2 protein-coding genes (1 of these 2 cut by a window edge) are annotated in these 14,695 nt (G+C 74.6%); both read right to left on the reverse strand.

All coding sequences use genetic code 11. The annotated features are described in order from the left end of the window. Positions 1-6,108, reverse strand: coding sequence for an SDR family NAD(P)-dependent oxidoreductase (locus AC29IT_RS17830; RefSeq protein WP_488219498.1), 6,108 nt, complete (start codon positions 6,106-6,108; stop codon positions 1-3). Then, positions 6,105-14,695 carry the end of an SDR family NAD(P)-dependent oxidoreductase gene (locus AC29IT_RS17835; protein ID WP_488219499.1) on the reverse strand. It continues 15,946 nt past the right edge of the window, so the window shows 8,591 of its 24,537 coding nt (coding positions 15,947-24,537); its start codon lies off the right edge, out of view — the gene reads right to left on this strand; the stop codon is at positions 6,105-6,107. Before AC29IT_RS17835 ends, AC29IT_RS17830 begins: the two co-directional genes overlap by 4 nt.

Consider the following 14,695-nt stretch of genomic DNA (forward strand, 5'->3'; position numbering starts at 1 on the left):
TCAGCGGCCCCCTTCCGGGCCGTACAGCCGGTCGCAGAGCCGCATCAGCTTCTCCAGCGAGGCCGGTGCGGTCATCACCTCGGAGTGCATCGAGGTGTCCACGTCGATGGTGAAGAAGTCGTCCATCCGCTCCGGCCAGCCCAGCCAGTAGTCCGTTCCGTCCACTGTGGGCAGTGCGTCGTTGGGGAACAGCACCATGTAGTCGCGGAAGGCGCCGAAGAACTCGCGGCTGTTGTTGCGCAGGTAGTAGCAGCTCAGCCCGTCCGGCTTCGGCAGCGGGTGCAGCTCGTAGCGCTCCGCCTGGGTGGCCTCCAGGTAGCGGGACAGCTGCCGGACGCGGGACCGCAGCTGCGACTCGGTCTTCTTCACGCCGCGCTCCAGCGCCTTCGCGATCAGCGAGTCCAGGAACGCCGGGCCGTCGAGCGCGGTGTCCACCTCGTCGCGGCGCAGGATCGGCATCCCGCCGCTGTGCGACTCGAAGCTGTTGTTGCCGAGGATCAGGTTGACCGCGCGGAAATCACTGACCTTCCCCACCACCTCGGGGCTGAAGTCGCCCCCGACGATGATCTCGTTGGCCCGGTTGGTGGACTCCGCGTCGAGGGTGTCCAGCATGACCAGCGTGCGCACCTCGGCACCGCGCAGCTGCAGCTGCCGCACCACCTCGTAGGCGAACAGGCCGCCGAGGGAGAAACCGCCGATGTCGTACGGCCCCTCGGGCTGCACCGACAGGATCAGGCCCGCGTAGAACTCGGCCATCGCGATCTGCCCGGTGAGGATCTCCGTGCCATCGATCCACCCCTTCGGCTGGATGCCGTAGAAGGGGCGCCGGGCGCGGGCGGCGACCGGGGCGTAGGACTCGACGCCGCCGTTGCCGTGGTGCACCCAGAAGATCGGGCGGCCCTCGGTGACGCCGTTCATCCGGACCAGTTCGGGGAAATCGGCCGCCGGGACCGCTTCGGTGCGCGGGGCCGGGATCACCGGTGCGGGCTCGGCCACCGGCGGCTCCACCGCGGCTCCAGGTTCCGGCCGCGCGCCGGTGGCGGCGGCGATCGCGGCGGTGACGTCGTCGAGGGTGTCGCAGTCGGCGATGACGTCGAGGGTGAGGTCGGCGTCGATGTGCGTCTGCGCCTGGGTGAGGAACTGCATCATGAAGATCGAGTCGAAGCCGTAGTCCTGCAGCGGGGCGTCCGTCGGCAGTTCCGCGGGATCGATCTCCAGCAGCGCGGCCATCAGGTCGGTGACGACGGGTGCCAGGTCGGCCGCCGTGGCACCGGAATCCGCGTCCGGCGCGGGGGCGGGCCCGGCGTCCGCCTCGGGCGCGACGGTCCGCGCGCCGGGCTCGGCGGGCTGGGGCTCGGCGGGCTGGGACACAGCGGGCTCGGTCGGGTCGCCGGGCGCGAACCGCTCCCGCAGCCGCGCGAGGTCCCCGTCCAGCGCGATGACCTGCGGCACCCGCGCGGCCCACGCGCGGTGCAGCGCGTCGATGCCGACCCGGGCCCGCATCGGCCGCATGCCGACCGATTCGAGCAGCGACACCGTGGAGGCGTCCCCGCCCATGCCGCCCTTGTCCCACAGCGGCCAGTTCACCACCAGCGTCCGCCCGGACCGCTCGCCGCCGGCCACCAGGGACTCGCGGTGCGCGGTGTACCCGTCCATGAAGGCGTTCGCCGCGGCGTAGTCGGCCTGGCCGACGTTGCCGAACGCGGCCATCGACGAGTAGCCGATGAAGCAGTCCAGCGCGGAGTGCGCCGTGGCCTCGTCGAGGTGGCGCAGCCCGGTGACCTTCGCGGCGAACACGTCGCGCACGTCGGCGGCGGACTTGCGGGCCAGGAACCCGTCCCGCAGCACCCCGGCGGCGTGCAGCACGCCGTGCAGCGCGCCGTGCTGGGCTTCGACCTCGCGCACCGCCTGGAACACCGCGTCCCGGTCGGCGACGTCGAGGACGTGGTAGTCGGCCTTCGCCCCGGCCGCGCGCAGCCGCGCCAGCAAGTCCTCCTGGTCGGGTCCGGCACCGCTGCGGCCGCAGAGCACCAGCGCCGGGGACTGCACCCGCTCGGCGATCTCCTCGGCGACCAGCGCACCCAGCCCACCGGCACCACCGGTGATCAGGTAGACGCCGCCGTCGCGCCACGGCAGTTCCGGTGCGGGTTCGGGGATCACCCGCCATTGCGAGGTGCGCCGGTCGCCGTCGCGGTGGCGCACCGCCTGCTGCTCGGCGTCGGCGGCGTCGCGGCGCAGCCGGTCGGCGAGGTCGGCGGTGCCAGGGCGGTCGGCGAGTTCGATCCACTGGGTGCGCAGCTTCGGGTGCTCCAGCTGCGCGGTGCGCAGCATCCCGCTGAGCCCGCCGAGCCACGGCGCGTCGGCGGGCGTGACCACCTGGATCAGCCGTGGCGCCGGCTGGCGGGCCTGGTCCCGGACCAGTTCCAGCAAGCGCTGCGCGTACCCGGTGTAGCGGTCCTCGATGCCGCCGGTGCCCTGCCAGTGCTCGCAGCCGCCGCCGAGCAGCCCGCCGAGCGCGGTGGCGTCGACGTCGGGGAGCTCGCAGAGCACCACGTGGTGGTTGAGCTGCTCGGGCGCGTCCGCGGGCGCGGGGGCGCTCCGCCAGGCAGGTTCGAGCAGCAGCGCGGTGTCGGCGGTCTCCGCGGCCCGCACGGCTTCCGCAGGCCGCCCGGCTTCTGAGGTCCGCTCGGCTTCCGGGGTCCGCTCGGTTTCCGCGAGCGGCGCGGGCGTGCCCGCGGCGCCCTGCTGCGGCCGGGTGCTGAAGCCCAGCACGCGCACCCGCACCGCGCCGTCCTCGTCGCACAGGTCCACGTCGAGCCGCCGCACCCCGGAGTCGCGGCGGTCGTCGGCGGCGCGGCGCACCACCGCCCACCCGGAGCTCGGGGTGTGGCCGAGCAGCTGCACCTCGCGCACCGCGAACGGCAGCGCCGCCGCGCCCGGCTCCCCGCTCTGCTCGCCGAGGACGAGGCCGAGGGTGGTCTGCAGCGCCCCGTCCAGCATGCTCGGGTTCAGCGGGAACGAGCCGGTGGCGGCCGCGGGCAGCCGCAGCCGGGCCACGGCGAGGTCCTCGCCGCGGTGCAGCTCCTCGATGGGCTGGAACGCGGGGCCGTAGCCCATGCCCATCCGGTCGAACAGCGCGTAGATCTCCGCGCCGGCGTGCCGGGCGGGGCAGATCGCGCGCAGCGCTTCGACGTCGTGCACCTCGGCGTCACCGATCAGCGCGGGGTCGACGAGCGCGGTGCCCTGGGCGTGCACGGCGCCGGATTCGTCGGCGCGCACCTCGAACCGGTCGGTGGCCGGGTCCAGTTCGACGCGCACCGCACGCGGGTCGGTAACGGTGAGCGGCCGCAGCCAGGTCACGTCCCGCAGCCGGACGCCCCGGTCGGCGCCGACGGCGTCGCGGGCGAATTCGAGGTGGGCGGCGCCGGGCAGGGTGGGCGTGCCCCCGACCCGGTGGTCGCGCAGGTAGAAGTCCTCGGCGTGCAGCTCCCGGCGGTACGGTTCACCGGATTTCCGCGGTGCCGCTGCGGATGTCGGTGCGGCGGCGGGTTTCGAGGCCGCGGCGGGTTCCGGCGCGGCCTCCGCCCGCGCGGCCGGATCGCCCGCCCCGTCGGCGATCCAGTAGCGCTGCAAGCGGAACGGGTAGGTCGGCAGCGGCAGCCGCCGCATCGGCCTGCCCGCGTAGAGCCGCCGCCAGTCGAAGTCGAAGCCGGTGACCCACAGCTTCAGCAGCCGCCCCAGCTTGCCCTTCGCGATCCAGCTGTCGATGGCGACCGCGATGTCGTCGTCGCCGACGAGCTCGCCCCACGGGCCGCGGCGTTCGGCGCGCGCCCGGTGCAGGCCGTGCGCCTTCTCCCCGGCGAGGTGGGTCGCCAGCTGCTCGCGCACCTCCGCGAGCGAGTGCGCCAGGAACGCGATGCGCTCCGGCATCGCCACCCGGCCCACCTGCAACGTGTAGGCGAGGTCCGGCAGGTCCTGCTCGGTGACCCGGCCCGAGCCGAGGTGTTCGGCGAGGCGGTGCACCCGCGCGTCGAGGGTCTCCGGGGTGGCGGCGGAGAGCACGATCGCCACCGGACCGGCCGCGGGCGCGGGCCGCTCGGTGCGCGGCGCGTACTCCTCCAGCACGACGTGCGCGTTGACGCCGCCGAAGCCGAACGAGCTCACCCCGGCGCGGCGCGGCAGCTCCCGGCCGTCGGTGCCGTGCGGCGCCGCCCACTCCTGGTTCTCCCGCACCAGGTGGAACGGGCTGCCGTCGAGGTCGATGAACGGGTTGACCTGCTCGGCGTGCAGGCTGCGCACCAGGGTGCGGTGGCGCAGCTGCAGCAGCACCTTCAGCACCCCGGCGACCCCGGCGGCCAGTTCCAGGTGCCCGATGTTCGTCTTCACCGAGCCGAGGCCGCAGTGCGCGCCGGTGACCGGGTCGCCCGCGTAGAGCTCGGTGAAGGCGGCCTTGAGCCCGTTGATCTCGATGGGGTCGCCGAGCTCGGTGCCGGTGCCGTGCGCCTCGATGTAGCCGACGGTCCGCGGATCGATGCCGGCCTTCGCGTAGGCACGGCGGATCACCGCGGCCTGCGCCTTCGGGTTCGGCGAGGTCAGCGAGTTCGCCCGGCCGCCGTGGTTCTCGGCGGTGGAGCGCACCAGGCCGTGCACGTGGTCGCCGTCGCGCTCGGCGGCGGACAGCCGCTTGAGCACCAGCATCCCGACGCCCTCACCGCGGCTGTAGCCGTCGGCCGCGGCGGAGAACGTCTTGCAGCGCCCGTCCTCGCTGAGCATCCCGGAGCGGCTGAAGCTCACGTGCCCGTCCGGCACCACGATGGTGTTGATGCCGCCGACGACGGCCATCGCGCACTCGCCGCGCTCGATAGCGGCGACGCCGCGGTGGATGGCGACGAGCGAGCTGGAGCAGGCGGTCTCCACCGGTTCGCTCGGCCCGTGCACGTCGAGGAAGTAGCTCATCCGGTTCGGCCCGACCGAGGGCACGCTGCCGGTGGGGGTGACGCTGCGCCCGCGGGCGGCGCTGCGGTCGGACAGCAGCCCATAGCCGGTGTCGTTGGTGCCGACGAACAGGCCCAGGTCGGATCCGGCGAGGTCGTCGGCCGAGTACCCGGCGTCCTCGATGGCCTTCCACACGTACAGCATCAGCAACCGCTGCTGCGGATCCATGTGCACCGCGTCCTTGGGGGCGATGCCGAAGAACAGCGGGTCGAAGTCGGCGACGCCGTCCATGAAGCCGCCGTGCTTGACGTTGGTGCGGCCCGGTTCCTGCCGCGGGTCGCCCCAGTAGGCGCGCCAATCCCAGCGGTCGGCGGGGACCTCGCCGATGCAGTCGCGGCCGTCCCGCAGGTTCGCCCAGTACTCGTCGAGGTCGTCGGCCTGCGGGAAGCGGCCGCTGATGCCGACGATCGCGATCGGGTCGTCGGCCGGAGCGGGCCCGGCCGGGGGCGCGGGCTCGCGCGGCGGGGCGGGCTCGGCGGGTGGCGGTGCGGCCTGCGGCGCCGCGGCCGCCGATGCGGTGACCGGCGGCGGCGTGGCCGGAACCTGCTGCGCCGCAACGGGTTCCGGCTTCGGCGATGGACCGAAGACCGCGGCCAGCCGCGGTCCGTGCTCGGCGGCGACGAAGGCGCTGAACGCGCGCAGCGTCGGGTGCTCGAACAGCACCGTCGGGACCAGGTCCAGGCCCAGCGCCTCGTTCACCATGTTCACCAGCTGGCTGATGATCAGGGAGTCGAGGCCGTACTCGCTGAGCTCCACGTCCACGTCGAGGTCGGTGGGGTCGACCTTGAGCAGGCCGCAGACCTTCGCCACCACGACCTCGCACACCTGCTCGGCGAGGTCGTCGGGGTCCGGGGCGCCGGCGGTGCTCGGGGCCTCCGCGGTGTGCTGGGGGCCTGCGGTGTGCTGGGCAGTCGCGGTGTTCTGGGGGCCTGCGGTGTTCTGGGGGCCTGCGGTGTTCCGGGTGCCTGCGGCGTTCCGGGCCGCCGCGGTGGCCGGGATCGCGGGTTCGCCTCGCTGCCAGGCCCGCAGCAGGCGCAGCGCCTCGTCTTGCCCGACCCGGCCCTCGCTGATCAGCAGGTGCAGTTCGTCCAGCGATTCGATCGGGGTGCTCATGCGAGGCTCCTCTTGAACTCGTCGGCGCTCAGCGAACGCCTGCCGATGGCTTCGATCAGGTCCAGCAGGTGCGCGTCGTCGTCCTGAGGCGCCTCCGGGCTGCCGATGTCCGGGCTACCGGAGTCCGGGCTGCCGGCGTCCGAGGTCCCGGAGTCCAGGTTCGCGGCGCCGACCCGGCGGACGCTGAAGCCGCGCAGCCGCACGCAGACCTCGCCGTCGTCGTCGCACACGTCGAGGTCGATGCGGCGGACCTCGCCGCCGTGGTCGTCCTCGGCGAACCGGGCCACGGCCCACCCGGTCTCCGGCGTGGGCCGCAGCACCGCCAGCTCCCGCAGCGCGTAGGGCAGCGCGGCGCCGGCCGCGTCGCCCTGGTCGAGGAACAGCCCGGCGGTGGCCTGCAGCGCGCAGTCGAGCAGGCTCGGGTTGAGCACGAACTCGGCGTCGCGCGCCGCGGCGGGCAGCACCAGCCGGGCGACCGCGCGGCGGGACCCGGTGTGCAGGGTCTCCAGGGCGCGCAGCGCCGGGCCGTAGTCCATGCCGAACCCGGTGTAGCGCGCGTAGCAGGCGTCGGCGTCGAGCACCGGCCCGTCGCACTCCGCGCGCAACGCCGCCAGGTCCAGCCGCTCCGCCGGGACCTGCGCGGGCCGCCGGAGCTGGCCGCGGGCGAACGCGGTGCGCTCCCCCGCCTCGTCGGCGTACACCTCGTAGTCGACGCCGTCGTCGGCGCGGGCGGTGAGCTCGACGTGCACCTCGGTGTCGTCCCGGACGGTCAGCGGCCGCAGCCAGGACGCGAGCCGGACCGTCCAGCCCAGCTCGTCGCCGGTGGAGCGGGCCGCGGCGGCGCGGGCCATCTCCAGGTGCGCCACCGCGGGCAGCACCGGCACCGCGGACCCGGCGGCAGCGGCGGCATCGGTGCCGGGACGCCAACCGGACACCACCGACATCACCCGGTCGCGGACGCGGTGGTCGTCGAGGAAGAACTCGCGGCCGGTGAAGCGCGCGGTGTAGCGGTGTTCGGCGAGGCCGGAGGTGTTGGCGTGCACCAGCGGGTGCAGCCGCTGCGGAGCTCCGGCGGCGGGCCGGGTGGTGTCCACCCAGTAGCGCCGCAGCCGGAACGGGTAGGTCGGCAGCGGAGTCCGGCGCGGCCGCGTCCCGGTGTGCAGCCGCGCCCAGTCGACCTCGGCGCCCTCGGTCCACAGCCGGGCCAGCCGGTCCAAGTCCACTTCGGACATCGTCGCGAGGTCACCGGCGCCCGCGGGCACCTCGGGCGGCTCCGCACCGCGCACCACCTGTCCGATGTGGACGTTCGAACGCCGTTCTCCGCGCAACCAAGCGGAGATCCCGTCGCGGAGCTCGGCGACGGTGCTCGCCAGCACCGCCAGCCGCTCCCGCATCGGGGTGCGCCCGGTCTGCGAGGTGAACGCGATCGACGGCAGTTCCGCATCGGTGCGCCCGTCCAGCGCGGCCAGCCAGTCGGCGGCGTAGCGGCGCAGCACCTCGGGATGGCTCGCGGAGAGCACCACCGGCAGCGGGCCGGTCGGCGGCTGCTCGGCGGTGACCCGCGGCACGTACTCCTCCAGCACCACGTGCGTGTTCACGCCGCCGAAGCCGAACGAGCTGACCCCCGCGCGGCGCGGGAGCTCACGGCCCTCGGCGTCGCGCCGGGCGACCCAGTCCTGCCCTTCCCGAACCAGGTAGAACGGGCTGCCGTCCAGGTCCACGTACGGGTTGACCTCGGCGCAGCGCACGCCCTGCACGAGCCTGCGGTGGCGCAGCTGCAGCAGCACCTTGATCACGCCGGCGGCGCCCGCCGCGAGCTCCAGGTGCCCGATGTTCGTCTTCACCGAACCGACGCCGCAGTGCGCTTCGGCGACCTCGGCACCCACGTCGGCGTAGAGCCGGCGGAAGGCGGCTTTCAGCCCGTTCACCTCGACCGGGTCGCCGAGCTTGGTGCCGGTGCCGTGCGCCTCCACGTAGCCGACGGTGCGCGGGTCGATCCCGGCCTCCGTGTAGGCCTCGCGCAGCAGCGCGGCCTGCGCCTTCGGGTTCGGCGCGGTGAGCGAGTTGCCGCGGCCGCCGTGGTTCTCCGCGGTCGCCCGGATCAGCCCGTGGACGTGGTCGCCGTCCCGCTCGGCGTCGGAGAGCCGCTTGAGCACCAGGAACCCGACGCCCTCCCCGCGGGCGTAGCCGTCGGCGTCCGCCCCGAAGGTCTTGCACTTGCCGTCGGGGCTGAGCATCCCGGCCTTGGAGATGCTGATGTGCCCGTCGATGCTGACCATCGTGTTCACGCCGCCCGCGATGGCCAGCGCGGACTTCCCATCGCGCAGCGCCTGCACCGCGCGGTGCAGGGCGACGAGCGCGCTGGAGCAGGCGGTGTCCACCGGCTCGCTCGGCCCGTGCAGGTCCAGGAAGTAGCTCATCCGGTTCGGCCCCATCGAGGGCGCCGCGCCGGTGATGTCGTAGCCCTCGATCATCGGCTGGTACCGGGTGACCAGCGTGCTGTAACCGGTGCTGGTGGTGCCCGCGATCAGCGCGGTGTCGGTGCCCGCGACGTCCGCGGCCGAATATCCGGCGTCCTCCAGCGCCTTCCACACGTGCAGCATCAGCAGGCGCTGCTGCGGGTCCATCAGCTCGGCTTCCTTCGGCGAGATGTCGAAGAAGAACGGGTCGAAGTCGCCGACCCCGTTCATGAAGCCGCCCGCGATGACGTCGGTGCTGTTCGGGTCCTTGATCGGGTCGCCGTAGTGCTCTCGCCAGTCCCAGCGGTCGGCGGGGACCTCGGCGGTGCAGTCGCGGCCGTCGCGCAGGTTCTCCCAGTACTGGTCGATGTCGTCGGCCATCGGGAACCGGCCGCTCATGCCGATGACGGCGATCGGTTCGGGCACCTGGCTCGCGGCGGCGGCGGGTTCGGGTTCGGGTGCGAGTGCGGGTTCGGGTACGGCTGCGGGTTCGGGTGCGGGCGCCGGTTCCGGGGCGGGCGCGACCGGCTGCACGGCGTGTTCGGCGAGCAGGTGGTCGGCGACCTCACCGAGCGTGGGGTGCTCGAAGAACAGCGTCGGGGCGAGCGACAGGCCGTAGGCGGCGTTGAGCTCGTCGGCGAACCCGGTGAGCGTGAGCGAGTCGAAGCCGAAGCGGGTGAGCTCGGCGTCGGCGGTGATCCGCTTCGCGGGCACGTCCAGCAGCGCCGCGACCCGGCCGATCAGCTCCTTGATCAGCGCCTTGCGGCCGGATCCGCCCGCGGTGGCCGGGGGTTCGGCCTCCTGCGGGGCGGGTGGGTTCAGCGAGCCGAACTCGTGGTCTTCGAGGAGGTGATCCACGACCTCTCCCAGGGTTGGATGTTCGATGAAGGACTTGGGGGCGACGGTGCCGCCGAGCGCGGCCTCGACGCGGCCGGCGAGCGCGGTCAGCGACACCCGGTCGAAGCCGTAGTCGGCGAGTTCCACGTCCGGGTCCAGCTCGTCGGCGCGCACGCCCAGCACCGCCGCGGCGTGCTCCAGCAGGTCGGTGAGGAGGCTCGCGCGGTCCGCTTTCCCCTGCACCGCAGCGGATTCCGGGCTGGCGGACCGGGTCGATCCGGACGTCCGCCGCGCGCCGGCGAGCAGGGTGGCGTCGATGCGGGCGCGGTCGCCGCAGATCGCCAGCACGTGCGGTTCGCCGCTGCCCCACGCCCGGTGCAGCGCGGTCGCGCCCTGCTCGGGGTGCATCGGGACCATGCCGACCTCGGCGCGCATCCGGGCCGCGGTGGCGTCGTCCACGGCCATGCCGCCGCCGGACCACAGCGGCCAGCCGACCACCAGGCTCCGGCCGCGCCGCAGCCCACGGGCCCGCAGCTCCTCGCGATGCCCGGCGTAGGCGTCCAGGAACGCGTTGGCGGCCGCGTAGTCGCCCTGCCCGGCGTTGCCGAACGCGGACAGCGAGGAGAACCCGCAGAACACCTCCAGGTCCACCTCGGCGGTGGCGGCGTCCAGGTTCGCGAACCCGGTGGCCTTGGCGGCGAGCACCTCGCGGACCTCGGCGGGGTCCTTCCGCGCGAGGTAGCCGTCGTGCAGGACACCGGCCAGGTGCAGCACGCCGTGCAGCGCGCCGTGCTCGGCCAGCACCTCCCGCACGCAGCGCTCGACCTGCGCGCGGTCGGCGACGTCGAGCACGCGGTAGCTCGGGTGCGCGCCGGCGTCGGCGAGCTCCCGCAGCAACTCCGCCGGTTCCTGCTCGGACCGCCCGGCCAGCACCAGCCGCGCGCCCGGGGCGCGGGCGGCGATCTCGCGGGCGAAGGTGCCGCCGAGACCGCCCGCGCCACCGGTGATCAGGTAGGTGCCGCCGGCCCGCCAGGGCACCACCTCCGGCGCGTCGTCCAGCGCCGTCCAGGCGGGCACCTCGCGGCGCTCGCCGTCGCGGCGCACCACCTCCGCGCCGGTACCGGCTTCGGCGCGCAGCAGCGCGGCGAGGTCGGTGGCACCGAGCGGGGTGCCGACCTCGACGAGCTGGGCGAGCAGCTTCGGGTGCTCCAAGCGGGCGGTGCGCAGCAGTCCGGCGAGCGCGGCGGAGATCCGCCCGGCACCGGCGGCGGGCACCACGACCTGTAGCAGCACCGGGCCGTCGCGCAGCGCGGAGATCGCCGCGCGCAGCCGGGCCAGCACCGACTCGGCCTGCGCGGTGAAGCGCTCCGCGAGGTCGTCGGCGTGCGGGAGCGCCGCGCAGCGGACGCCGAGCTCGTCCTGCAACGCCTGCGGGTCGACGCCCACCCCGGCCAGCAGCACTTCACGGCGGGCCGGTGCCCCGGTGGTCGCCGCGGCCGGTTCGGGGCGCCAGCCGACGTGCATCAGGGTCGGTTCGGGGGCCGAGCCGGGGTTGCCGGGCTCCGCCGGAGCAGCGGCGGCCGCGGTTCCGGTGCGCTGCGCGGTTCCGGTGTTCGCACCGGCCGTTGCGTTCTCCGCCGTTCCGACGTCGTCGATGCGCCGGGAGTTCTCGGTGGGCCGGGTGTGCTGGACCGGCTGGGCGTGCTCGATCGGCTGGGCGGCGCTCCGATCGGTCTCGGCGGGCAGCACCCGGGCGGTGAACCCGAGCAGCCGCACGCACACCGCGCCGTCCTCGTCGCACAGCTCGACGTCCATCCGCCGCACCGCAGCCCCGCCGTCCTGTGCGGCCGGGCGGACCACGGCGTACCCGGCGGCCGGGCTCGGCGCGAGGACGCGCACGTCCTCCAGCACGAACGGCAGCGCGGCAGCGACCTCGCCGGTCCCGGTCAGCGACAGTCCGAGGGTGGCCTGCACGGCCGCGTCCAGCATCGCCGGGTGCAGCGTCCAGCCCGCGCCGTCCCGGGCCGCGTGCGGGAGCCGCAGCCGGGCGACCGCGAGCCCGTCGCCGACGTGCAGCTCCTGCACGCCGCGGAACGCGGGGCCGTAGCCGATGCCCATCCGGTCGAAGTGCGCGTAGAACTCGGTGTGCTCGACGCGCCGCGCGCACGCCGAGCGCAGCGCCGCCACGTCCAGCTGCCCGCCCGGCTCCGCCGGACCGGCCTCGACCAGGCCGCGGCCGTGCGTCCCGGCGGCGGTGCCGATCTCGAAGGCGTGGCCATGGCCCTGCTCGCGCAGCGCGGTGCGCAGCAGCACCGGTTCGGCGACCTGCAGCGGCCGGGACCACACGACGTTGCGCAGCCTCGGGTGCTCGACGCCCGCGGCCCGAGCGGCCTGCACCGCCGACTCCAGGTAGGCCACGCCGGGCAGTACCGGCACCGAGCGCACCCGGTGGTCGGCGAGGAAGAACTCGTGACCGGTCAGCTCGACGGCGTCCCCCGCCAGCGGGGAGTGCGCGACCCGGCTCGTCGCGGGCCAGTACCGCTCCCCCGCGAACGGGTAGGGCGGCAGCGGCGTGATCCGGAACCCGCCGTCGGCGAACAGCGGCGCGAAGCGGAAGTCCGCGCCCTGCGCGAAGAACTCGGCGAGCTCGGCCAGCGCGGACCGGGACCCGTCGCGGAGCAGCCCGTCGATGCGCGCAGGCACGCCCGGGTCCCGGCGGCGGTGGCCGTCGGCGGCCGTGCCGGTGACGACCTGCTCGGCGGTGCCCGCGCGCAACCACTCGCGCAGCGCGCCGATCAGCTGGGCGCGGTCGGCGACCACCGCGGCCCACCGGTGCGCGCAGTGCCTGCGGCCGGTGGCCAGCGAGTAGGACACGTCACCGACGTCGAGGTCCGGGTGCTGCTCGGCGTGCGCGAGCAGCCGTTCGACCTGGCTGCGGCGCACCTCCTCGTCCTGGCCGGAGAGCACGACCAGCCACGCGGGTCGTGCGGCGTGCCCGCGCGGGAGTTCCGGCGCCTGCTCCAGCACGGCGTGCACGTTGGTGCCCGCGGCACCGAACGAGCTCACCGCGGCGCGGCGCGGCCCGGTCGTGGGTTCCGGCCAGGGCCGCAGCTCGGTGTTCACGTAGAACGGGCTGCCGTCCAGCCGGATCTCCGGGTTGAGCTCCGCGAAGTGCAGCGTCGGCGGCAGCTGCTCGTGCTCCAGCGCCAGCAGCGCCTTGAGCACCCCGGCGACCCCGGCGGCGAACTGGGTGTGGCCCACGTTCGTCTTGATCGAGCCCAGCGCGATCGAGTCGGCCTGCACGTCGCCGAAAGCGGCGCGCAGCGCGGAGAACTCGATGGGATCGCCGAGCGGGGTGCCGGTGCCGTGCGCCTCGACGAGCTGCACGCTCGCCGGGTCGATGCCGGTGCGCTCGTACACGCGGCGCAGCAGCCGCTCCTGCGATCCGGCGCTGGGCGCGGTGAGCCCGTTGGTGGTGCCGTCCTGGTTCACCCCGGTACCGCGGATGACGCCGTGCACGTGATCGCCGTCGCGCACCGCGTCGGACAACCGCTTGAGCACCACCACGCCGGCACCCTCACCGGGCACGAAGCCGTCGGCGCGGGAGTCGAAGGTGTGGCAGCGGCCGCGGGTGGAGAGCATGTTGGCCCGCACCGCGGACCGGTAGAAGATCGGCGTGGACTGGAGGAACACGCCCCCGGCCAGCGCCATCGAGGTGTTCCGCTGCCGCAGGTCCTGGCAGGCCTGGTGGATGGCCACCAGCGAGCTGGAGCAGGCCGTGTCCACCGAGATCGCCGGCCCCTGGAGGTCCAGGAAGTAGGAGATGCGGGAGGCGATGACCGAGGAGATGTTGCCCCACAGCGTCTGCGGCGGCGCGTCGTCGCCGAGCAGCTGCTGGTAGTCGCTGGGCGGCCCGCCGACGTAGACGCCGCAGCCGCTGCCGTCGAGGCGTTCCCCGGCGTGGCCGGCGTCTTCGAGGGCGTGCCAGCACTCCTCCAGGAAGAGGCGCTGCTGCGGGTCGGTGCAGGCGGCCTCCTTGCCGGACATGCGGAAGAACCAGGCGTCGAACCGATCGATGTCCTCGACGAAGCTGCCCTGCTGCCGCGCCCCGTCGGGGCCGAGTTCGGCGGTGAGGTCCCAGCGGGTGACGTCGCCGACGAGGTCGTCGCCCGCGGCGAGGTGGCGCCACAGCGCCTCGGCGTCCGGGGACTGGGCGAAGCGGGCGGCGAGACCGATCACGGCGATCGGTTCGTCCTGCTGGGGAATCGCCGTCGAGTCCGATGTGGACTCAGCTGGGGCCGAGCCGTTCGGGGCCGGGTCGTTCCCGGCGGCCCGGTGGCCGTTCCGGGTCGCTCCGTTGCCGGCGGCACCGTTGGCGCCGTGTCCGTTCGGTGCGGAAGCGTTCGGTGCCGTCCGGTTCGGTGCGGCCCCGTTCGGTGCCGTCCCGTTGGGTGCCGTCCGGTTCGGTGCGGCCCCGTTCGGTGCCGTCCCGTTGGGTGCCATCCCGTTCGGCGCGGAACCGTTCGGTGCAGAAGCGTTCGGCGCGGAACCGTGCACCGCAGAACCGTTCGGCGCGGAACCGTTCAGCGCGGAACCGTTCGCGGCGACACCGTTCGCCCCGGAGCCCCCGGCCGACACCCCGGCCGCCACGTCGAACCCGTTGGCGGGCACCGCGTTCAGCGGGCTCGCCACGCCCTCGGGCTCCGCGAGCGAGTCGCGCAGGACGGCGGCGTGCCCGTCCAGCAGGTGCGCCACCAGCCGGTCCAGCGAGCTGTGCTCGAACAGCGCCGTGCTCGGCAGGTCCACGCCGAGCGCCGCGTTCACCGCCCGCACCAGCTTCACGCTCAGGATCGAATCGACCCCGAAGTCGGAGAACGACGCCTGCGGGTCGATCTCGTCGGGTTCCATCATGAGCACCCGGGACAGCTCGCCGAGCACCCGCTCCCCGACCAGGTAGCGCAGCGATGCCTCGTCCAGCGCGGGACGTGCCGCGGGCTGGGCGACCCTCGGATTCGGCGCCGCGGCGGCGGTGCCGCGGCTCGCCCGCTTCGGCGGCTCGCCCGACACCCAGTAGCTCTTGCGCTGGAACGGGTAGGCGGGCAGCGGGGTGCGCCGCACGTCCAGCCCGGCGAACAGCGGCGCGAAGTCGACCGCCGCACCGGACAGGTACCGGTCCCGCACCGCCTCGTGCCCGGGATCGCCCGCGACGGGCGTGCCGTCCAGCCACCCGGACAGCTGCCGCAGCAGGGATTCCCGGTCGGCGGCGACGAACGCGGCGCGGTGCGCGTGGT

This window comes from Saccharopolyspora sp. MMCC62 (assembly GCF_057736575.1).